The sequence below is a fragment of the Vineibacter terrae genome, assembly GCF_008039615.1.
Lineage (GTDB): Bacteria > Pseudomonadota > Alphaproteobacteria > Reyranellales > Reyranellaceae > Vineibacter > Vineibacter terrae.
Genome location: NZ_VDUZ01000042.1, coordinates 20,535 through 42,195, shown reverse-complemented (window position 1 = coordinate 42,195; position 21,661 = coordinate 20,535). Strand labels below are relative to the sequence as shown.

The window sequence follows — 21,661 nt, the reverse complement described above, 5'->3', positions numbered from 1 at the left end:
ATGCAGACCGATCTCGGCCTGTGGGCGGTTCCCCTCGCCATGCTGGCCGGCGCGATCCGTGTCAGCACGCCGTTCATCTTCGTCAGCCTGGGCGAATGCCTGACCGAACGCAGCGGCCGCATCAATCTCGGCCTCGAAGGCACGCTGGTGATGGGCGCCATGAGCGCCTATGGCGTGGCGCTGCAGACCGGCTCGCCCTGGGCCGGCGTGCTGGTGGCCGGCCTCATCGGCCTGCTGCTGGGCGGCCTGCACGCCGCGATCTGCAATCTGCCGCGCGTCAACGACATCGCCACCGGCATCGCCCTGATGCTGGCGGCGACAGGCCTGGCTTTCTTCCTGGGCAAGCCGCTGGTGCAGCCCAAGGCGCCCAACCTCTCGGCGGTCGAGCTCGGCTGGTGGAGCGACATCCCGCAGGTGCGATCGGCCCTGCAGGTGAACTGGCTCTTCGTCCTCGGCATCGTGCTGGCCCCCGCCCTGTGGTGGGCATTGCGCAAGACGCGCTGGGGCCTGGTGGTGCGCCTGGCCGGGGAAAGCGTCGATGCCGCACGCGCCATGGGCGTGTCGGTGGCGTGGGTGCGGCTGCTGGCGACGGCTGCAGGCGGCTTCCTGTCGGGCATCGGCGGCGCCTTCCTGTCTCTCTACTACCCCGGCAGCTGGAACGAGGGCCTGTCGAGCGGGCAGGGGCTGATGGCCGTCGCGCTGGTGATCTTCGCGCGCTGGAATCCGTTGCGCTGCCTGTGGGCGTCGCTGCTGTTCGGCGCCGCCGGCGCCATCAGCCCGGCCCTGCAGTCGGTCGGCGTCACACAGGGCTACTACCTGTTCGGCGCCGCGCCCTACGTGCTGACGCTGGCCATCATGATCATCACGTGCTCGCCCGAACGCAGCTTGCGTGGTGCGCCGGGCGAGCTCGGCGTGACGCGCTGAACAAGGAGGACCGATGAACGGGTTGGGTGGGCTCAACAAATCCCGGAGCGGAGTCGTCATCGGCCTTGTCCAGCTTCAGCTGCCGGTGATCGAAACCCGCGCCGATGTCGCACGCCAGGCCGAGAAGATCGTGGCCATGGTCGCCAAGGCGCGCCGCGGGATGGCCAGCATGGACCTGGTGGTGTTCCCCGAATACGCCTTGCACGGCTTGTCGATGGACACGCGGCCCGAGATCCTGTGCACGCTCGACGGACCCGAAGTGACGTCCTTCCGCGCCGCCTGCCGCGACAACCGCATCTGGGGGTGTTTCTCCATCATGGAGCTGAACCCCGACGGCAATCCCTACAACAGCGGGCTGGTTGTCGATGATACGGGGGCCATCAGGCTCTACTACCGCAAGCTCCATCCCTGGGTGCCGGTCGAGCCGTGGGAACCGGGCAATCTGGGCGTTCCCGTATGCGAGGGTCCCAATGGCTCCAGGCTGGCGTTGATCATCTGTCACGACGGCATGTTCCCGGAGATGGCGCGCGAGGCGGCCTACAAGGGCGCCGAGATCATGCTGCGCACCGCCGGCTACACGGCTCCGATCCGCCATGCCTGGAAGGTGACCAACCAGGCCAACGCCTTCTGCAATCTGATGGCGACCGCCAGTGTCTGCATGTGCGGCAGCGACGGCACGTTCAACTCGATGGGCGAGGCGATGATCTGCAATTTCGACGGCACGCTGCTGGCCGAGGGCAGCGGCGTGCCCGACGAGATCGTCACCGCCGAGGTGCGGCCCGACCTGGTGCGCGAGGCCCGGGCCGGCTGGGGCGTCGAGAACAACATCTACCAGCTCGGCCATCGCGGCTATGTGGCGGTGCTGGGCGGCGCCGGCGACTGTCCCTACAGCTACATGCAGGACCTCGCCGCCGGTCGCTACCGGTTGCCATGGGAGGCGGACGTCGAGGTCAGGGACGGTACCTCCTGCGGCTTCCCCGTGCCCAACCGCGTCTATGGCGGGAGCGCGTCATGAGCGAGCGCCACGTCGCCGCCGATCCCTATCCCTGGCCGTACAACGGCGATCTGCGGCCGCAGAATACCGCCCTCATCGTCATCGACATGCAGACCGATTTCTGCGGCATCGGCGGCTACGTCGACAAGATGGGCTACGACCTGTCGCTGACGCGCACTCCGATCGCGCCCATAGCCCGTGTGCTGAAGGTGATGCGCGAGCGCGGCTACCACATCATCCATACCCGCGAGGGCCATCGGCCCGATCTTGCCGACCTGCCGGCCAACAAGCGCTGGCGCTCGCGCCGCATCGGCGCCGGGATCGGCGACGATGGCCCGTGCGGGCGCATCCTGGTGCGCGGCGAGCCGGGCTGGGAGATCATTCCCGAGCTGGCGCCGCGAGCGGGCGAGCCGATCATCGACAAGCCGGGCAAAGGGTCGTTCTGCGCCACCGACCTGGAGCTGCTGCTGGGCACGCGCGGCATCGACAACCTGGTGCTGACCGGCATCACCACGGATGTGTGCGTGCATACCACCATGCGCGAGGCCAACGACCGCGGCTTCGAGTGCCTGATCCTGTCGGACTGCACCGGCGCCACCGATCATGGCAACCATCTGGCGGCGTTGAAGATGGTGACGATGCAGGGCGGCGTCTTCGGCGCCGTTGCCGACTCCAGGCAGCTGGTCGAGGCGATCGCATGATGGCTGCCAATGCCCACGCACCGTCGGGCGCGCCGGCGCTGGAGGTGATCGGCTACTCCAAGCGTTTCGGCAGCTTCGCGGCGCTGGACGATGTGTCGATGAAGGTGCGCTCCGGCAGCTTCCACGTGCTGCTCGGCGAGAACGGTGCCGGCAAGAGCACGCTGGTGAAATGCATCATGGGCTATTACACGCCCGATGACGGCCAGATCATGATCAACAACCGCGAGGTGGAGATCGGCCACCCGCGGCAGGCGCACGCGCACGGCCTGGGCATGGTCTACCAGCACTTCACGCTGGTGCCGAACATGACCGTGCTGGAGAACTTCCTGCTGTCGCGGCCGCATGTGCCGGCCGTCGTCGACTGGACCAGGGAGCGCGCCGAGCTGGAGGCTTTCCTGGCCGGCATGCCGTTCACGGTGCCGCTCGATTCGGCGGTCGCCGACCTCGCCGCGGGCGAGAAGCAGAAGGCCGAGATCCTGCGTCAGCTCTACCTGCAATGCCGCTTCATTATTCTCGACGAGCCGACATCGGTGCTGACACCGGGCGAGGCCGACGAGGTGCTGGGCACGATCAAGCGCATGACGCGGCGCGGGCTGATCACCGTGCTGATGATCACCCACAAGTTCCGCGAGGTGAATGCCTTTGCCGATGCGGTCACGGTCCTGCGGCGGGGCAGGCTCGCCGGTGCCGGCAAGGTGGCCGATCTCGACAACGCGGCCATGGCCGAGATGATGATCGGGCATCGCGATGTGAAGCAGGCCGTCGATCGCGTTGCGCGCGCTGCGGGCACGCCGGTGCTGGAGATAGACGATCTCCGCGCGACGGACGACTCCGGTCAGGAAGCGGTCGACAGCCTGAGCCTCACCGTGCATGCCGGCGAGATCGTCGGCATCGCGGGTGTCTCGGGCAACGGCCAGCGCGAGCTGATCGAGGTGCTGGGGGGCCAGCGCCACGCGGTGGGCGGCGTTGTCAGGGTCCACGGCGAGGCCTACGGCGCGACGCGGGCTGAAATGCTGCGCCACAAGGTGGCTTGCCTGCCGGAAGAGCCGCTGCGCAATGCCTGCGTCGGCCACATGTCCGTCGCCGAGAACATGGCTTTCCGTCGCTTCGACCAGCCACCCAATGCGAGCGGCGGCATCTGGCTGCGCCGGGCGCCGATGCGCGCGGCGGCGCGCGCGCTGATCGAGCGGTACCGCGTGAAAACCCGCTCCCCCGATTCGCCGATCGCATCGCTTTCGGGCGGCAACGTGCAGCGCGCCGTGCTGGCCCGCGAGCTCTCGGGCGACGTCGACCTTCTGATCGTGGCCAATCCCTGCTTCGGCCTCGATTTCGGCGCCGTTGCCGAGATCCGGGCGCAGATCGTGGCCGCCCGCAACCGCGGTGTCGCCGTGCTGCTGGTCAGCGAGGATCTCGATGAGATCCTCGAGCTGGCCGACCGTATCGCGGTGATCTTCGAAGGCCGCCTCAGGCACGAGACGGCGTCGTGTGGTGCCGATATCGGCGTCATCGGCCGTGCCATGGCCGGACATTGACGAGCTGCCGATGCCACAGATCCTCGCTCAGCCCGGGCCGTTCGCCTTTGTCCCGCCGCACCTGGCGCTTGTTGTGATCGATATGCAGCGCGACTTCATCGAGCCCGGCGGCTTCGGCGCTGCGCTGGGCAACGATGTGACGCCGCTGCGTGCCATCGTCCCCGCCGTGCGCCGGCTGATCGACGGATTCCGGGTGGCGGGCCTGATGGTCGTGCACACCAGGGAATGCCACAAGTCCGATCTGTCGGACTGTCCGCCGGCCAAGCGGCTGCGCGGCACGCCCAGCCTGCGCATCGGCGACCCGGGTCCGATGGGCCGCATCCTGATCGCCGGTGAGCCGGGCAGCGACATCCTGCCGGCGCTGGCGCCGCTGCCGCACGAGGTGGTGATCGACAAGCCGGGCAAGGGCGCGTTCTACGCCACGCCCCTGCAAGCGGCGCTCGCGGCGCGCGGCATCACGCACCTGGTGCTCGCCGGAGTCACCACCGAGGTCTGCGTGCAGACCACGATGCGCGAGGCCAACGACCGCGGCTACGAGTGCCTCCTGGCCGAGGACGCGACCGAGAGCTACTTCCCGCGGTTCAAGCGCGCGACCCTCGAGATGGTGCGTGCCCAGGGCGGCATCGTGGGCTGGACCGCGACTGTCGACGCCATCCTGGACGCCCTGGCGGGCGCCGCCAGCCTCGCGCGCTCGTCATGACAGTCGTCGCGCACCTCCCGCTGCGTGGTAGACTGCCGGCCTGGACGCCCAGGCGAGGGCGGCCATGGGCACGCGGTGCGGAGAGATATTTTGCGTTTGACGTGGACATTGATCGTGTTGCCGGTTGTGGCATTGGCGTCGCAGGGCGTGTTGGCCCAGATCGGGATGCTGCCGCCGGTGTCGACATGGCGCGAGTATCGGGAGAACGATGACGGCTTCGTCGTGCGCGTGCCCAACGCGGTCAAGGCACGCGAGTGGCGCGACGCCGGCCGCCCTGCGGGCTACTACGTCACGGGCAATCCGCAGCAGTCGTTCAGCGTCCTGGCGATCCGCTGGCCGTCCGGCATGCGCGCGGGCAAGGACGCCGCAGCGATCGCCGAGGAAACGACGAAGCGCGCGCTCACCGGCATGAAGCCAGAGAAGGTCGAGCGCGACGAGCCACAGGATTGCGGCGAGGGCGTGCCGGGGCGTAGCCTGAGGGCTCAGCTGCCGGACGACATCATCTATGCGGCGCGCGTGTGCGTCACGAGCGGCAACGTCTATCGCGTCGAGGCCTTCGTCGATGCCGCGCAGTGGGAAGAGGCCGACCTGAACGTGAAGACGTTTCTGGAGTCGTTCAAGCCGCTTCGCCGCTGAGAGGATCCGGTCATCCACAGCACCAGGGGAGACGTCGCATGCTGAAGTGGTGCCGCCGCGCCGTGGTGGGGCTGTTGCTCGCCATGGGTGCCGGTCTGTCGTCCGCCGGGATGGCGCAGACCTGGACCGACGTGATCGCGCCCGACATGCGCTTCAAGATCGAGATGCCGGCGCCGGTCGATCGCGGCACCGTCGACGAGAAGCAGGCGTCGTTCGACGGCCTGCGCACCGTCTACCAGGCTACGGCGGGTGGGCAGAATTTCGATTTCGACTATGTCGACTACCAGCCGGACTTCATCAGCCAGCGCGACAGCAAGCAGATGGCCTACGAGATCGGGCGGGGCGCGGCCGAAAAAGCCTTCCCCAAGGACAAGTACAAATACATGCGCGACGAGGCCATCACCCTGGAAGGCTGGGATGGCTACGCGCTCGATATCGAGAGCGAGAAGGGCGACGGCGTGGTGATGCGCACGTACTTCGTGAAGAACCGGCTCTACCGGCTGCTGGCGACCTACGCACCGGACGAGGCCTCGAAAGCCGCTGTCCGGCGTTTCGTCGAGTCATTCAAGGTATCGGACACGCGTTAGTGCTGGGAATCGCAGGTCGCTGATACATCCGTCATCCTGAGCGCCCCTTCGACAGGCTCAGGAGAGGGATCTCCCGCGTGGGACGCACAGTGCGCCATTCGCAGGAGATCCCTCGCTTCGCTCGGGATGACAGTCACGACTCACCTTCTGCCGATAGCTGGTACCAGCCGGGCAGCTTGATCTTGCACGGGATGTCCGCCGTCCTCCTCAGGAAAGAGCGTGTGCTCAGTTCCATATGGAGGATCGGGGGGGGCGTCCAATCCACCGTAAATTCCCCACCGGGCAGGCCGGTCGGGCCTGTCCGATGGGAATACGCACAATAAATGCGCATTCAATGAGGCTCAGGCGCGCGTGCCGCCGACGGTCAGCGAGTCAAGGCGCAGGGTCGGCTGACCGACGCCCACCGGCACGCCCTGGCCATCCTTGCCGCAGGTGCCGATGCCGAGGTCGAGCTCCATGTCGTCGCCGATCATGTCGACCTTCTTGAGCGCTTCGGCGCCGGCGCCGATCAGGGTCGCGCCCTTCACTGGCGGCCCGACGCGGCCGTTCTCGATCAGGTAGGCTTCGGTGCAGGAGAAGACGAACTTGCCGCTGGTGATGTCGACCTGGCCGCCGCCGAAATTCACGGCGTAGAGGCCGCGCTTCACCGAGGCGAGGATCTCGTGGGGGTGGTGGTTGCCGGCCAGCATGATGGTGTTGGTCATGCGCGGCAGGGGCTGGTGGGCGTGGCTCTGGCGCCGGCCGTTGCCGGTCGGCCGCATGCCCATCAGGCGGGCGTTCATGCGGTCCTGCATCAGGCCGACCAGCTTGCCGTTCTCGATCAGCACCGTGCGTTCGGTGGGCGTGCCTTCGTCGTCGATCGTGAGCGAGCCGCGGCGGTCACGCATGGTGCCGTCGTCGACCACCGTGACGCCCGGCGCGGCGATGGTCTCGCCCATGAGACGGGTGAACACCGAGGTCTTCTTGCGATGGAAATCGCCCTCCAGCCCGTGGCCGACCGCCTCATGCCACAGCACGCCCGACCAGCCCGGGCCGAGCACCACCGGCATCTCGCCGGCCGGGGCATCGACCGACTCGAGGTTCGCCAAGGCCTGGCGGATGGCCTCGTCGGTCTGGTCCTTCCAGTAATCGGGGTTGAAGATCTCGCCATAGGCGCTGCGGCCGCCGCTGCCGCAGGAACCGGTCTCCAGGCGGTCGCCGCGGCCGGCAACCACCGACACGTTGAGCCGGACCAGGGGCCGCACGTCGGCGACGCGCTGGCCGTCGGCGCGGATGATCTCGACCACCTGCCACGATGCTGCCAGCGACGCCGAGACCTGGCGCAGCGCCGGCTCGGTGGCGCGGGCATAGGCGTCGATCTCGGCCATCAGCTTGACCTTGGCCTCGAAGTCGATGCCGGCAATGGGGTTGTCCTCGGTGTAGAGCAGGGCGTTGGTGCCGCGCGGGCCTTGGTCCGCCGTGCCGCCGCGCCCGGCCCGCACGGCCTTCACCGTCTCCGCCGCGCGTGCCAGCGCCCCCTCGTCGAGCGCCGAGGCGTGGGCGTAGCCGGTCGTCTCGCCCGAGACGGCGCGCAGCCCGAAGCCCTGCGTCGTATCGAAGCTGGCGCTCTTGAGCTTGCCGTCATCCCAGGCGAGGCTTTCGCTCTGCACGTATTCGAGGAAGAGCTCGCCGTCGTCGGCACCCGTCAGCGCCTCGCGCACGATCCGCTCGGTGCGGTCGCGGTCAAGGCCGGCGCGCTGAAAGAACAGGCCGTCGGCCGTCGTGAGATGCTGGGACATGGAACCTCCTGATCAGCCCGGAAGATAGGTATTTGAACGGCCTGCGTCCATCGGCGGACGCATCGCCCGCCGGCGCCGGCGGCGCATGCTATCATGCGACATGTTCGGCCAAGCTCACCTTGGCGGGGCGATCGAGGGAGGCGGTGCGTATGCCCAGTCGTGGCTGGTACGTCGTTTCGGTCATGGTCCTGGTCGCCGCCATCGCCGGTGCGATCTGGCTGACCATGGCGCGGGTGGGGGACATGGGGGTGGCGCTGGTGCAGGTGGTGGTGCCCGGCAGCGCCACCCTGGACCTGAAGCAGCCCGGCACCTACACCGTCTACCACGAGCGCACGAGCACGGTGGAGGGCCGCGTCTATACGTCGCCCAGCATCTCCGGCCTGCGCGTCAGCGTGCGGGCCGCCGACGGCAGGGAAATCGCCGTGAAGCGCCCGGGCGGCACATCGAACTACGATTTCAACGGCCGCTCGGGGATCTCGGTCCTGGCGTTCGATATTGCTGCCCCCGGCACATACCGGTTCGACGCGGCCTATGACGACGGCCGGCAGGGCCCTCAGACCGTGCTGGCGGTGGGCACGGGCTTCGTTGGCGGCCTGCTGGTCACCATTGCGCTCGCGCTGGGGGTCTGCTTTGCCGGCATTGCCGCCGCGCTGGCGATCTTCCTCGTCGTCCTCCTCAAGCGCCGCCGCGGGCTGTCGATGGCCATGCGCTGAGCCCTGCCGCGGATGGTCGCAGGACACGGTTTCGCAGGGCAACGTCCGGGGGCTGCGGATCGCTGCGGCGGGCTGCCGCACGGCCGGCAGGGATTAAAAACCGTTACCTCCGTCAATGGGTTCTGCTAGATAACCCGCGACTTTATAGGGCCGTGCGACAGGGCGCGTCGTGGCGCGACATGCCCTGATGGCGCGGGGGAGAAGCGGGAGCGTGCAGGAATGATGGGCAGGACGCGTACGTTGGCCCTGGCTGGGCTGTTCGGAGTGGGCGTTGCGAGCCTGTTCGCCGGCGGTGCGTTGGCACAGTTCGTCGACCTGCCGCATCGCGGCCAGATGAACCTGCACGACCCGGCGACGCCGGTGATGGAGAAGCTGGTGTCGCTGCACACCGGCCTGCTCTGGGTGATCGGCCTGATCACGTTGCTCGTGCTCGTGCTGATGCTCTACGTCTTCGTGAAGTTCCGCGCGTCGGCCAACCCGACGCCGTCCACGACGACGCACAACACGCTGATCGAGGTCGCCTGGACGGTGATCCCGGTCATCATCCTGGTCGGCATCGCGATCCCGTCGTTCCGGCTGCTCTACTTCATGGACCGCACCAAGGAAGCCGGCCTGACCGTCAAGGTCACGGCCCATCAGTGGTACTGGACCTACGAGTACCCCGACTTCAAGGTCGACGCGATCGACAGCCGCATGGTCCCCCTGGAGGACTGGGCGAAATTCTCGGACGCCGACAAGCGTGACCGGCCTCGGCTGCTGGCTACCGACAACCCGCTGGTCGTCCCGGCCAACGTCAATGTGCGCGTGCTGATCACCTCGACCGACGTGATGCACTCGTGGGCGGTGCCGGCCTTCGGCGTCAAGCAGGACGCCATCATCGGCCGCTCCAACGAGACGTGGTTCAACGTGGTGAAGGAAGGCCTGTTCTACGGCCAGTGCTCGCAGATCTGTGGTGACAACCACGCCTTCATGCCGATCGCGGTCAAGGCCGTGTCCAAGGCCGAGTTCGACAAATGGATCGCCGCGCAGTCCAAGAGCGCGGCCCTGGCACCGGCGACCGATGTCGCCTCCGCCGCCCCCGCCACACCGGCGCGCTGAGCGCGCCTCCTGAGTTCGCGTAACCGAAGGAAGTCGCCCCATGGCTACCGGAACGCACGCCGCGCACGCTGACCATCACGATCACACGCCGGGCTTTTTCACCCGCTGGTTCCTGTCCACCAACCACAAGGACATCGGCACCCTCTACCTGATCCTGGCGGCCTGCGCCGGCCTGCTGGGTGGCGCTATCTCCGTCTACATGCGCCTGGAGCTGATGAACCCGGGCATCCAGCTCATGGGCTGGCATCCCAACCCGGGTCATCACTGGAACGCGATGGTCACGGCGCACGGCCTGATCATGGTGTTCTTCGTCGTCATGCCGGCGCTGATCGGCGGGTTCGGCAACTGGATCGTGCCGATCATGATCGGGGCGCCCGACATGGCCTTCCCGCGCATGAACAACGTCTCGTTCTGGCTGACCGCGGCCGGCCTCGTCAGCCTGCTGATGTCGCTGTTCCTGGGCGAGGGCGCGGGCACCGGCTGGACCATCTATCCGCCGCTGAGCGCTTCCGGCCACCCCGGTCCGTCGATGGACTTCGCGATCTTCTCGCTGCACCTCGCGGGCGCCGGCTCGATCCTGGGCGCCGCCAACTTCATCACCACCATCTTCAACATGCGCGCCCCGGGCATGACCCTGCATCGCATGCCGCTGATGGTGTGGTCGATCCTGGTCACGGCCTTCCTGCTGCTGCTGGCCCTGCCGGTGCTGGCCGGCGCCATCACCATGCTGCTGACCGACCGCAACTTCGGCACCAGCTTCTTCAACCCGGCCGGCGGCGGCGACCCGGTGCTGTTCCTGCACCTGTTCTGGTTCTTCGGCCACCCCGAGGTCTACATCATGATCCTGCCCGCGTTCGGGATCGTGAGCCAGATCACCTCGACCTTCTCGCGCAAGCCGATCTTCGGCTATCTCGGCATGGCCTACGCCATGGTCGCGATCGGCGTCGTCGGCTTCGTCGTGTGGGCGCACCACATGTTCACGGTCGGCATGGACGTCGACACGCGTGCCTACTTCATGGCCGCGACCATGGTCATCGCCGTCCCCACGGGCGTGAAGGTCTTCAGCTGGATCGCCACGATGTGGGGCGGCTCGATCCGCTTCACCACACCCATGCTGTGGGCCCAGGGGCTGATCTTCCTGTTCACGATCGGCGGCGTCACGGGCGTCGTGCTGTCCAATGCCGGCGTCGATATTGCGCTGCACAACACCTACTACGTCATTGCCCACTTCCACTACGTGCTGTCGCTGGGCGCCGTGTTCGGCATCTTCGCCGGCTTCTACTACTGGATCGGCAAGATGAGCGGCCGCCAGTACAACGAGACGTTCGGCAAGATCCACTTCTGGACGACGTTCATCGGCGTGAACCTGGCCTTCTTCCCGATGCACTTCTCGGGCCTGGCCGGCATGCCGCGCCACTACATCGACTACCCGGACGCGTTCCATCTGTGGAATGAGATCTCGTCGATCGGCGCGCTGATCTCCTTCGCCTCGGTGCTGTGGTGGCTGTTCGTGGTGTTCCACACCCTGACGGCCGGCCGCAAGGTCGAGGCCAACTACTGGGGCGAGGGCGCAACCACGCTGGAATGGACGGTGTCGTCTCCGCCGGCGTTCCACACCTTCGACGAGCTGCCGAAGATCTCGGCAACCGCCCACCACTGATCGGAGCAGGCCGGCGCCGCACCGCGGCGCCGGCGGATCTGGGATAGCAGCAGGACATGACGCACGCACCGGCCCCGATGTTGGACACTGTCGACGCCCTGGCGACTCCGGGCGTCTCGCGCGTGTCCGACTATGTTGCGCTGCTCAAGCCGCGCGTCATGTCGCTGGTGGTGTTCACCGGCCTGGTCGGGCTGTGGCTGGCGCCGGGCCATATCCATCCCTTGCTGGGCGCCGTCGCGGTGGCGGCGATCGCCATCGGCGCCGGCGCTTCGGGCGCCATCAACATGTGGTACGACCGCGACATCGACGCGGTCATGACCCGCACGCGCAGCCGGCCGATCCCGGCCGGCGCCGTCGCCGCCGACGATGCGCTCGGCTTTGGCGTGCTGCTGTCGATCTTCTCGGTCGCCCTGATGGCGGTGGCGACGAACGCCGTCGCAGCGGCGCTGCTGGCCTTCACCATCGCCTTTTACGTCTTCGTCTATACCGTGTGGCTCAAGCGTCGCACGCCGCAGAACATCGTGATCGGCGGTGCGGCCGGCGCCTTGCCGCCGATGGTGGGCTGGGCGGCGGTGACCGGCGACGTGTCCTGGGCGTCGCTGTCGCTGTTCCTGCTGATCTTCATGTGGACGCCGCCGCACTTCTGGGCGCTGTCGCTGTTCTGCAACGACGACTACCGTCGCGCCGGCGTGCCGATGCTGCCCGTCGTCGCCGGCGTGCCGGCGACCAAGCGTCATATGCTGGCCTATACCCTGGCGTTGTTGCCCATAGGGCTGCTGCCGACCCTGACTGGTGTCGTCGGCTGGGGCTACGGCATCTTCTCGCTGCTCGCCGGACTGGTCTTCCTGGGCCATGCGGTGCGGGTGTGGAGGGCCGCGGACGGCGACGTCGCGCCGGCCCGCGCCATGTTCCGCTTCTCGCTGGCCTATCTCTTCGTGCTGTTCGCGGCCATGGTCGCGGACCGCCTGCTGCTGGGCTGAGGCAAGCGGAGATGGCGATGGCCGATCGCGACCCCGGCAAGCCGCGCCTGAGCGAGCGGCACATCAAGCAGCGCACCAAGAACTGGATTTTGCTGCTGACGATCATTGGCATTTGCGTGCTGTTCTTCGCCATCACCATCGTTCGGTTCGGTGGCGCGGGCGTGCTGCCGGGGGCGCCACGATGAGCACCGACGACATCGATCGCGCGGCGCTGACGCGGCGCAACCGCCGGGTCGTGCTCGGGGCGTTCGGCGCGGTCGCCGGCATGGTCGGCATGGCCTACGCGGCCGTGCCGCTCTACGACATGTTCTGCCGGGCCACGGGTTTCGCCGGCACGACGCAGGTGGCGACGGTGGCCCCGGGGCGTGTGCTGGATCGCAAGGTGACCGTGCGCTTCGACGCCAGCCGCGACAGCAATCTGCCGTGGAAGTTCGAGCCGCTGCAGCGCGAGGTGAAGGTCCGGCTGGGCGAGGAGATGCTGGTCTTCTACCGCGCCACCAACATGTCGCAGCGGCCGATCGTCGGCACCGCGACCTACAACGTGACGCCCGACATCGCCGGCGCCTGGTTCAACAAGATCCAGTGCTTCTGCTTCACCGAGCAGCTCCTGATGCCGGGCGAATCCGTCGAGATGCCTGTGACGTTCTTCGTCGATCCCGACATGGCGAAGGACCGCAAGTATGACAAGGTGAGGACGATCACCTTGTCCTATACGTTTTTCGAGGCCAAGACCGACCGCGCCAAGTCGCTGCTGGAAAAGGCCCTGGCGCCGGCATCGCCCGGCGTCGGCCAGGCACCGGCGGGCGAGGGTCCGGGGGACAAGAGGAAGGGTGGGTAAGATGGCCGCTGCCGAGCACGCCGCACAGAAGCATCCGTATCATCTCGTCGATCCGAGCGTATGGCCCCTGGTGGGCTCGATCGGTGGTGTGGTGCTGGCCTTCGGCACTGCCCTCTTCATGCACCCCGACATGTTCGGCGCGGCGCACAAGGACAGCATCGCCGCGCTGGGGGTGTGGAAGATCGCGCCGGGCATTCTGATCGTGCTGACCACGATGTGGTTCTGGTGGAAGGACGTCATCCGCGAGTCGCGGACCTACCATACGCCGGTGGTCCAGCTCGGCCTGCGCTACGGCATGATCCTGTTCATCACGTCGGAAGTGTTCTTCTTCATGGCGTTCTTCTGGGCCTTCTTCGACGCCTCGCTGTATCCCGGCGCCGCCAACATGCCGGGCCGCGCGGAAGCCACCGGCGGCGTCTGGCCGCCGAAGGGCATCCATCCGTTCGATCCGTTCGACCTGCCCCTGATGAACACGCTGATCCTGCTGACATCGGGCACGACGGTGACGTGGGCGCACCACGCCATCCTCGAGGGCGACCAGAAGAACGCGGTGCGCGGCCTGCTGCTGACCGTGCTGCTCGGCGGCTTCTTCACCTGCGTGCAGGTGTACGAGTACGCGAACGCCGCGTTCGGTTTCCGCGAAGGCATCTACCCGTCGACGTTCTACATGGCCACCGGCTTCCACGGCTTCCATGTGCTCGTGGGCACGATCTTCCTCGCGGTTTGTCTGTTCCGTGCCATGAAGGGACACTTCAAGCCCGATCATCATTTCGGCTTCGAGGCCGCGGCTTGGTATTGGCACTTCGTCGACGTGGTGTGGCTGTTCCTGTTCTTCGCCATCTACTGGTGGGGCATGGGCAACGCCGTCCCGGCGGTGCACTGACGCTTTTCCTTCCCCACGCCGTTGGGAAGGTGGCCGATACAGGCGTTTCGACGCGAAGCGTCGAAACGCCTGAGCCGGATGGGGATCCGACGTGGTCGGGTTGCTTGGACCGCGTCGGTTCCCCTCCGCCCCTTCAGGGCACCTCCCCGCTGCGTGGGGAGGATTGACAACATATGACCGATTGGCCGCCGCAATCCTCCTTCACGATCGGACTTGCCGGCAAATGCCCGCGCTGCGGCAAGGGCGATCTGTTTCGGGCTTTCCTGACCGTCCGCGACGGCTGTGCCGTCTGCGGCCTGGATCTGCGCGGCCATGACGCTGGTGATGGGCCGGCCGTTTTCGTCATCCTCGGCCTGGGTGCGCTGATCGTGCCGCTGGTGCTCTGGGTCGAGTTCAGCTACGAGCCGCCGCTGTGGCTGCACGCGGTGATATGGATACCGGTGATCCTGGTGGCGACCCTGGTGCCGCTGCGCATCATCAAAGGCGTCCTGGTGGCGCAGCAATACAAGCATCGCTCGACGACGGGCGATCCCGATCCCACATAGGCATCATGGCCCGCTTCAAGCCGACTTTCTGGGCGACCGTCTGCGTGGTGCCCGCGATCCTGCTCATGCTGGGGCTGGCCACCTGGCAGTTCCAGCGCATGGCCTGGAAGGGCGAGCTGATCCAACGGCTGCACACCCGCATGGCCGAGGCGCCGATCGACGCGGCGGCGGTCGCCGCCGACCCCGCGGCCGCCGAGTACCGCAAGGTGCGGCTGGTCGGCACCTTCCTGCACGACAAGGAGCTCCACCTTCTGGCGCGCAGCCTCAACCGCAATGTCGGCCTGCAGGTGGTGACGCCGCTGCGGCTGCAGAGCGGCGAGGTCGTGCTGTTCAACCGCGGCTGGGTGCCCGAGGAGCGCAAGGACCCGGCCCGGCGGCCCGAGGGCCAGGTCAGTGGAACGGTGACGGTGGAAGGCGTCGTCCGGCTGACCGAGGCCGGCGTCGGAGGCTGGTTCGTGCCGGAGAACCGGCCCGATCGCAACGTATGGCTGACGGTCGACGTGGCGGCCATGCGCCGGGCGGCCGGGCTGCCGGATGCGCCCGACCTCAAGGCCGATCGCTGGTGGGTGGCTGCCGATGCCACGCCCAATCCGGGCGGCTTCCCCATCGGCGGCCAGACCCGCGTCAACCTGCCCAACGACCATTTGCAGTATGCCATCACGTGGCTCCTGCTGGCGGCCACGCTGGTCGTGATCTATGTCGTCTATCATTGGCGGCGGCAGCATCCCGCCCCACCGCCACCACCCGAGCGTGGGTAGGCGCCTGCCGATATGACCGCCAACAAGGCCTACCTCGATCTCGAAGCCCGCTTCCGTCGCCTGAGCGCGATCGAAGGCGCGCTGGCGATCCTGGGCTGGGATCGCTCGACCATGATGCCGCCGGGCAGCGCCGACGACCGCGGCGAGCAGACTGCGGCGCTGGGGGTGCTTGCCCACGAGATCCTCTCGGCGCCCCAGGTCGGCGATCTGCTGGCGGGCGCCGAAGCGGCGGGTGGCCTCGATGCCTGGCAGTCGGCCAACCTGCGTGAGATGCGGCGCGCCTGGATCCACGCCACGGCCCTGTCGCCGGCGCTGGTCGAGGCCATGGCCCGGGCCGCGACGCGCTGCGAGATGGCCTGGCGCGAGGCGCGTCCGAAGAACGACTTCGCCAGCCTCAAGCCGCACCTGCAGGTCGTGCTTGATCTCGTGCGCGAGACCGGCCAGGCCAAGGCCGCCAAGCTCGGCGTGTCGACCTACGATGCGCTGCTCGACCAGTACGAGCCGGACGGGCGCGCTGAGCGCATCGACGCCCTGTTCGCCGAGCTGGAGGCGTTCCTGCCCGACCTGCTGCAGCGCGTGCTGGAGCGGCAGGCGGCGCGGCCGGCGCCGCTGCCGCTGGCCGGCCCGTTTCCCGTCGAGGCGCAGCGCCAGCTGGGCATCGAGATGATGCGGGCCGTCGGCTTCGACTTCAGCAAGGGCCGCCTCGATGTCTCGGCGCATCCCTTCACCGGCGGCACGCCCGACGATGTCAGGCTCACCACCCGCTACGACGAGGCCGACTTCGCGCGCGCCCTGATGGGTGTCCTGCATGAGACCGGACATGCCATGTACGAGGCCGGGCTGCCAGCCGCCTGGCGCCATCAGCCGGTCGGCCGGGCACGCGGCATGGCGCTGCATGAATCGCAGTCGCTGCTGCTGGAGATGCAGGCGTGCCGCGGCCTGGCCTTCATCACCTTCGCCGCGCCGCGCATGCGCGCCGCCTTCGCCGGCACGGGGGCGGCCTGGGAAGCCGACAACGTCCTGCAGCTGTACACGGTGGTGCAGCCCGGCTTCATCCGGGTCGACGCCGACGAGGTCACCTATCCCCTGCATGTCATCCTGCGCTATCGGCTGGAGCGGGCCCTGATCGTGGGCGAGCTGGCGCTCGACGACCTGCCGGCGGCCTGGAACGAGGGCATGCAGCGAGGCCTGGGCATCCGCCCGCCGACCGACACGGTGGGCTGCCTGCAGGACATCCACTGGTACGATGGCGCGCTGGGCTACTTTCCGACCTACACCATGGGCGCCCTGGCCGCGGCCCAGCTCTTCCAGGCTGCCCTCAGGGCCGATGCGGATATCGAGCCCGGCCTCGCCCGCGGCGATTTCGTCCCGCTGTATCGCTGGCTGCGGGTCAATGTGCATGAAAAAGGCGCCAGCGCCGGCACCGACGACCTGCTGCGCGCCACTACCGGAGCGCCGTTGGGCGCCGACGCCTTCCGCCGCCATCTGGAGCGCCGCTATCTGCAGTCCTGACGCCGTCATCCTGAAATCAGGAATGGCGGGCGGGAAGGCGCGCCGGGATGACCGCGAGGTCAAAACGGGGGGTGGAAACCCCCGGTGTTTGGCGGCATAACCGCGTGAACCCCTCGCTGTCGGATATATCGCCGTGAGCGCCCTCGACGGACCCGAAGACGACAAGCCGATGCCGCTGCTCGATCACCTGGTCGAGCTGCGCAAGCGGCTGATCTATGCGCTGCTGGGTTTCCTGCTGGTGTTCGTCGGCTGCTTCTATTTCGCCAAGCCGATCTTCTCGTTCCTGATCCATCCGGCGATCAGCGATGGCTACAAGGTCATCGTGCTCGACATCTTCGAGTTCTTCTTCGTCACCGTGAAGATGTCGGGCTTCCTGGCGCTGATCATCGGCTTTCCGCTGATCGCGACCCAGATCTGGGCGTTCGTGGCGCCGGGCCTCTACCGGCACGAGAAGGCGGCGTTCCGGCCGTTCCTGATCGCCACGCCGTTCATGTTCTACGCCGGCTGCGCGATCATGTACTACCTCGTGCTGCCGTACGTGATCAATTTCATGCTGGCGCTGTACACGCCGCCGGAGATCGAGAAGACGCTGCGCGCATCGGACTACCTGGAGCGTGTCCTCCAGCTTGTCTTCGCGTTCGGCTTCGCCTTCGAGGTTCCGGTTCTGCTGATCCTGCTGGTCCGGGTCGGCCTGGTCACCACCGCCACGCTGAAGGCCAAGCGCCGCTGGGCCATCGTGATCGCCTTCATCGTCGCGGCCGTGCTCACCCCGCCGGACGTCGTGAGCCAGTTCGCGCTCGCCACGCCGCTGCTGTTGTTCTACGAGGCGTCCATCTGGATCGGGGCCATGATCGAGAAGAAGCGCAAGCAGGAGGAGGAGGCTGAGGAGAGTTCGCCGGGCACGGAAGCGGCGAAGTCGTCGGCCGAGGAGTCGTCGACAAGCTGAACGCAGCGTCGCCGCCAGCCATCCCTCGCTCCAACCAAAGCGCTTCCCATGCACGACATCCGAACCATTCGCGACAATCCCGAGGCTTTCGACACCGGACTCAAGCGCCGCGGGCTGGCGCCGCTGTCAGCCGCCCTGCTGGAGATCGACCGTGGCCGGCGCGCCGCGATCACGCAAAGCGAGCAGGCGCAGGCCCGGCGCAAGGCCCTGTCGAGGCAGATCGGTATCGCGCGCGGCAAGGGCGAGCCGACGGACGCGCTGATGGCCGAGGTCAACGGCCTCGACTCGGTGCAGAAGGCAGCGGAAAAAGCAGCCGCTGATGCCGAGGCGGCGCTTGCCGAGCAGCTCGCGGCCATCCCCAATCTGCCCTACGCCGACGTTCCGGACGGCAAGGACGAGCGCGACAACAAGGAAATCCGCCGGGTCGGCAATCCGCGCAACTTCGCCTTCGATCCCAAGGATCATGTCGTGATCGGCGAAGGGCTGGGCCTGATGGATTTCGCGGCCGCGGCCCGCATGTCGGGCGCGCGCTTCGTCGTCATCAAGGGGCAGCTCGCGCGGCTGGAGCGGGCGCTGGCGCAGCTGATGCTCGACCTGCACACCGCGCCGGCGGAGGGGGCGCTCGGCGGCTATCTCGAGGTCGACCCGCCGCTGCTGGTGCGCGACAATGCCGTGTACGGCACGACCCAGCTGCCGAAATTCGGCGACGACCTGTTCCGCACCACCAACGGCTATTGGCTGATCCCGACCGCCGAGGTGCCGCTCACCAACCTCGTCAACGACGCGGTGCTCGACGAGAAGGATCTGCCGCTGCGCTACACGGCATGGACCCCGTGCTTCCGCTCGGAAGCCGGCGCCGCCGGCAAGGACACGCGCGGCATGATCCGCCAGCACCAGTTCCCCAAGGTCGAGCTGGTCTCGATCACGACGCCGGAGCAGGCGGCCGCCGAGCACGAGCGCATGACCGGCTGCGCTGAGGAAGTGCTGAAGCGGCTCGACCTGCCATATCGCACGGTCGTGCTGTGCACCGGCGACATGGGCTTTGGCGCGCACAAGACCTACGACATCGAGGTCTGGCTGCCGGGCCAGAATGCCTATCGCGAGATCTCGAGCTGCTCCAACATGGGCGATTTCCAGGCCCGGCGCATGAACGCGCGCTACCGCCCGCGCGAGGGCAAGGGCACGCGCTTCGTGCACACGCTCAACGGCTCAGGCCTGGCGGTCGGGCGCACCCTGATCGCGGTGCTCGAGAACTACCAGAACGAGGACGGAACGGTCACGGTGCCCGCGGCGTTGCGTTCCTACATGGGCGGGGTGGAAACCATCCGCGCCGCCAAGGGTTGACGGCTTATGGCATTTCCTCCTCTCGATCCGGCGAAGGCCCGCATCCTGGTCACCAACGATGACGGCATCAACGCGCCGGGCCTGGTGTCCCTGTTCGAAATCGCACGCGCGCTGAGCAGCGACGTCTGGGTCGTCGCGCCGGAGACGAACCAGTCCGGCGCCGCGCATTCACTGTCGCTGTCCAAGCCGCTGCGCGCCCGTGAGGTCAGTGAAGGCAAGTGGGCGGTCGACGGCACGCCGACCGATTGCGTGCTCTTCGCGGTGCGGCACCTGATGGGCGACAAGCCGCCGACGCTGGTGCTCTCCGGCGTCAACCGCGGCACCAACCTGGCCGACGACGTCACCTACTCGGGGACGATCGCGGCGGCGATGGAAGGCTGCCTGCTGGGCATCCGCTCGATCGCGATGAGCCAGGCCTATGCGCATCCCAATCCGGTGAAGTGGGAGACCGCGGAGCGCCACGGGGCCGATGTCGTGCGCCGCGTGCTGGCGGTCGACTGGTCGAACGAGGCGCTCATCAACGTCAATTTTCCCGACGTCGATGCCGATGCCGTGACCGGCATGGAGGTCACGCGCCAAGGGCAGCGCGGCTTCGGCGGCCACATCCTCGAGCGCCTCGACCCGCGCGGCACGCCGTACTATTGGATCAACTACACGCCGACCGAGAAGGATCTCGTTCCCGGCACGGACATCGAGGCGTTGCGGCGCGGTGCCATCTCCATCAATCCGCTGCATCTCGACCTGACGCACGAAACCATGCGCAGACGCCTGCGCGAAGCCTTCTCCCGCAAGTAGCGAACGCCGGGATGAGTGTCGCCAAGCAGCGCCTGATTACCGATCTGCAGCGCGGTGGCATCACCGACGAGCGCGTGCTGGCGGTGATGGCGTCGATACCGCGGGAAGCCTTCGTGTCGCGCACCTTCGTGGAGCGCGCTTACGACAACATGGCGCTGCCCATCGGCTTCGGCCAGACGATCAGCCAGCCGCTGGTGGTCGCCGCGATGACCCAGGCGCTGGATATCGGCGCGCGCATGAAGGTGCTGGAGATCGGCACCGGCTCCGGCTACCAGGCCGCGATCCTGGCGCGGCTGGCGCGGCGGGTGTTCACCATCGAGCGCTACAAGATGCTGTCGCGCGACGCCGAGCGCCGGCTGCTGGACCTGCGCGTGCATAACGTCGTCTTCCATGTCGGCGACGGCACCAAGGGGTGGCCGCCGCAGGCGCCGTACGACCGGATCATCGTGACCGCGGCGGCGGGCGAGATGCCGATGGCGCTGGTCGATCAGCTGGCGGTCGGCGGCATCATGCTGGTGCCCGTGGGGCCGGATCCCGTGAACCAGACCGTCGAGCGCGTCGTGAGGACCGAGCATGGCATCACGCGCGAGGAGCTGATGCCGGTCCGGTTCGTGCCGCTGGTGGCCGGCGCGCTGCCCACCTACGAGGCCTAGGCTGCGGGCGCAGCGGATGCATTCCCATCAGGCCGGTTTTCCGGTAGTCTCCGGTCCATGAACAACAACGCGCATCGCACCCCCTCGCGAGCGCGCCGCCAACCGATGCCCGTCCGGGCCGGTATTGTGCTTGCGCTCAGCCTCATCACCGCGTCGTGCGGGTGGTACGACAGTGCCGTCTATGGCGGTCGCCAGGGCACGATCGAGTATCCTGGATCTGCCTCAGCGTCGGCGTCGGCGCCGATCTATGTCGTCCAGGAGGGCGACACGATCGACAGCATCGCCAGCCGCTTCGGCGTGCCGGCGTCGACCATCGCCGACCGCAACAGCCTCAAGCCGTCCGACAAGCTCGCGGCCGGCAAGTGGCTCGAGATTCCCAATGCGCGCGTGGTCGAGCAGGGGATGGCGCCACCGCCTTCCGGCACGCCGTCGTCGGGGCCATCGACGCCCGCGCCGACCTCGACGGACGGCCGCGTCTCGTCGACCGATCTGCCGCCGCCGACCGGCACGCCGCAATCGCAGCCACCCAAGCCGGTCGCCGGCACCTTGCCGCCGTCGTCGCCGAGCCCGGCCGCCGGCAGCGGGACGGCGCCGCAGCCGGTGCCGATTCCAACGGCCAGCAGCACGCCAACGCGACCGGCTGCGACGGCGCCGCGGTTCGATTGGCCGCTGCGCGGCTCGACCTTGCAGGGCTTCGGCAACCGGCCGGATGGTCAGCGCAACGACGGCATCAACATCGCCGCGGCCCAGGGCGCGACGGTGAAGGCAGCCGAAGGCGGCACCGTCGTCTATGTCGGCAGCGAGGTGAAGGGCCTGGGCAATCTCGTGCTGCTGAGCCATGCCGGCGGCTACGTCACGGCCTACGCGCATCTGGACCGCGCCTCGGTTGCGAAGGGAGCCGCGGTCAAGAAGGGACAGGCGATCGGCACGGTGGGCCAGACCGGCGGCGTGTCGCAGCCGCAGCTGCATTTCGAGATCCGCCAGCGCAACAAGCCTGTCGATCCCACGACGTTGTTGCCCTGAGCGGCCAACAACGACTCGCTTTTCCGCAGGGGCGGCGTGCTAAGGTGCGCCGCCTTTCGCG

The 21,661-nt window shown here is 67.8% G+C and carries 23 protein-coding genes; 22 read left to right on the top strand and 1 reads right to left on the bottom strand.

From position 1 onward, the window contains the following. From FHP25_RS29675 to FHP25_RS29645, 7 genes are all read left to right on the top strand, one after another. Positions 1-924 carry an ABC transporter permease gene (locus FHP25_RS29675; protein WP_147850606.1) on the top strand — a complete coding sequence of 308 codons (924 nt, stop codon included), beginning with the start codon at positions 1-3 and terminating at the stop codon, positions 922-924. A 13-nt stretch (positions 925-937) separates the two neighbouring features. Then, the gene (locus FHP25_RS29670) at positions 938-1,939 is read left to right on the top strand and encodes a formamidase (RefSeq protein ID WP_147850605.1); all 1,002 of its coding nucleotides are present in this window, start codon (positions 938-940) and stop codon (positions 1,937-1,939) included. Then, positions 1,936-2,619, top strand: coding sequence for a biuret amidohydrolase (gene biuH / locus FHP25_RS41550; RefSeq protein WP_147850604.1), 684 nt, complete (start codon positions 1,936-1,938; stop codon positions 2,617-2,619). Before FHP25_RS29670 ends, biuH begins: the two co-directional genes overlap by 4 nt. Beyond that, complete coding sequence (locus FHP25_RS29660) at positions 2,616-4,151, top strand: ABC transporter ATP-binding protein (protein ID WP_218578702.1); 1,536 nt, start codon at positions 2,616-2,618, stop codon at positions 4,149-4,151. Before biuH ends, FHP25_RS29660 begins: the two co-directional genes overlap by 4 nt. Positions 4,152-4,161: 10 nt before the next feature. Beyond that, positions 4,162-4,851 (top strand): cysteine hydrolase family protein, encoded by a 690-nt coding sequence (locus FHP25_RS29655; protein WP_147850603.1) that lies wholly within the window; start codon positions 4,162-4,164, stop codon positions 4,849-4,851. Positions 4,852-4,965: 114 nt separating this feature from the next. Beyond that, positions 4,966-5,487, top strand: coding sequence for a hypothetical protein (locus FHP25_RS29650; protein ID WP_147850602.1), 522 nt, complete (start codon positions 4,966-4,968; stop codon positions 5,485-5,487). Between the two features lie 38 nt (positions 5,488-5,525). Continuing rightward, the gene (locus FHP25_RS29645; RefSeq protein WP_147850601.1) at positions 5,526-6,074 is read left to right on the top strand and encodes a hypothetical protein; all 549 of its coding nucleotides are present in this window, start codon (positions 5,526-5,528) and stop codon (positions 6,072-6,074) included. Positions 6,075-6,415: 341 nt separating this feature from the next. On the opposite strand, the gene tldD is transcribed toward FHP25_RS29645, so the two are convergent. Then, on the bottom strand, positions 6,416-7,852 hold the full coding sequence (gene tldD / locus FHP25_RS29640) for a metalloprotease TldD (RefSeq protein ID WP_147850600.1): 1,437 nt from the start codon (positions 7,850-7,852) through the stop codon (positions 6,416-6,418). 149 nt (positions 7,853-8,001) lie between these two features. Between tldD and FHP25_RS29635 the strand changes: the two genes are divergently transcribed. From FHP25_RS29635 to FHP25_RS29570, 15 genes are all read left to right on the top strand, one after another. Continuing rightward, on the top strand, positions 8,002-8,565 hold the full coding sequence (locus tag FHP25_RS29635; RefSeq protein ID WP_147850599.1) for a hypothetical protein: 564 nt from the start codon (positions 8,002-8,004) through the stop codon (positions 8,563-8,565). A gap of 219 nt (positions 8,566-8,784) precedes the next feature. After that, a complete protein-coding gene (gene coxB, locus FHP25_RS29630; protein ID WP_147850598.1) occupies positions 8,785-9,663 on the top strand; it encodes a cytochrome c oxidase subunit II in 879 nt (292 codons plus the stop codon). Between the two features lie 40 nt (positions 9,664-9,703). Further along, the gene (gene ctaD, locus FHP25_RS29625) at positions 9,704-11,323 is read left to right on the top strand and encodes a cytochrome c oxidase subunit I (RefSeq protein ID WP_147850597.1); all 1,620 of its coding nucleotides are present in this window, start codon (positions 9,704-9,706) and stop codon (positions 11,321-11,323) included. 56 nt (positions 11,324-11,379) lie between these two features. Continuing rightward, positions 11,380-12,303, top strand: coding sequence for a heme o synthase (locus FHP25_RS29620; protein WP_231712527.1), 924 nt, complete (start codon positions 11,380-11,382; stop codon positions 12,301-12,303). Positions 12,304-12,320: 17 nt separating this feature from the next. Beyond that, positions 12,321-12,488: a hypothetical protein gene (locus FHP25_RS40990; protein WP_178133881.1), complete on the top strand. Its 168-nt coding sequence runs from the start codon at positions 12,321-12,323 to the stop codon at positions 12,486-12,488. Beyond that, complete coding sequence (locus FHP25_RS29615; protein WP_147850596.1) at positions 12,485-13,141, top strand: cytochrome c oxidase assembly protein; 657 nt, start codon at positions 12,485-12,487, stop codon at positions 13,139-13,141. Before FHP25_RS40990 ends, FHP25_RS29615 begins: the two co-directional genes overlap by 4 nt. 1 nt (position 13,142) lies before the next feature. Next, positions 13,143-14,024 carry a cytochrome c oxidase subunit 3 gene (locus FHP25_RS29610; RefSeq protein WP_147850595.1) on the top strand — a complete coding sequence of 294 codons (882 nt, stop codon included), beginning with the start codon at positions 13,143-13,145 and terminating at the stop codon, positions 14,022-14,024. A 173-nt stretch (positions 14,025-14,197) separates the two neighbouring features. Next, entirely contained in the window at positions 14,198-14,569 is a 372-nt protein-coding gene (locus tag FHP25_RS29605; protein ID WP_147850594.1) for a DUF983 domain-containing protein, read from the top strand. 5 nt (positions 14,570-14,574) lie between these two features. Next, positions 14,575-15,327, top strand: coding sequence for an SURF1 family protein (locus FHP25_RS29600; RefSeq protein WP_178133880.1), 753 nt, complete (start codon positions 14,575-14,577; stop codon positions 15,325-15,327). 12 nt (positions 15,328-15,339) lie between these two features. After that, positions 15,340-16,839: a carboxypeptidase M32 gene (locus tag FHP25_RS29595; RefSeq protein WP_147850592.1), complete on the top strand. Its 1,500-nt coding sequence runs from the start codon at positions 15,340-15,342 to the stop codon at positions 16,837-16,839. A gap of 133 nt (positions 16,840-16,972) precedes the next feature. Beyond that, positions 16,973-17,785: a twin-arginine translocase subunit TatC gene (gene tatC / locus FHP25_RS29590; protein ID WP_231712526.1), complete on the top strand. Its 813-nt coding sequence runs from the start codon at positions 16,973-16,975 to the stop codon at positions 17,783-17,785. Positions 17,786-17,833: 48 nt separating this feature from the next. Continuing rightward, positions 17,834-19,129, top strand: coding sequence for a serine--tRNA ligase (serS, locus tag FHP25_RS29585; protein WP_147850591.1), 1,296 nt, complete (start codon positions 17,834-17,836; stop codon positions 19,127-19,129). Between the two features lie 6 nt (positions 19,130-19,135). Then, complete coding sequence (surE, locus tag FHP25_RS29580; protein WP_147850590.1) at positions 19,136-19,924, top strand: 5'/3'-nucleotidase SurE; 789 nt, start codon at positions 19,136-19,138, stop codon at positions 19,922-19,924. 11 nt (positions 19,925-19,935) lie between these two features. Further along, a complete protein-coding gene (locus tag FHP25_RS29575; protein WP_147850589.1) occupies positions 19,936-20,577 on the top strand; it encodes a protein-L-isoaspartate(D-aspartate) O-methyltransferase in 642 nt (213 codons plus the stop codon). 105 nt (positions 20,578-20,682) lie between these two features. Then, positions 20,683-21,600, top strand: a complete 918-nt coding sequence (locus FHP25_RS29570) for a M23 family metallopeptidase (RefSeq protein ID WP_178133879.1) — start codon at positions 20,683-20,685, stop codon at positions 21,598-21,600. Positions 21,601-21,661 lie beyond the last annotated feature (61 nt).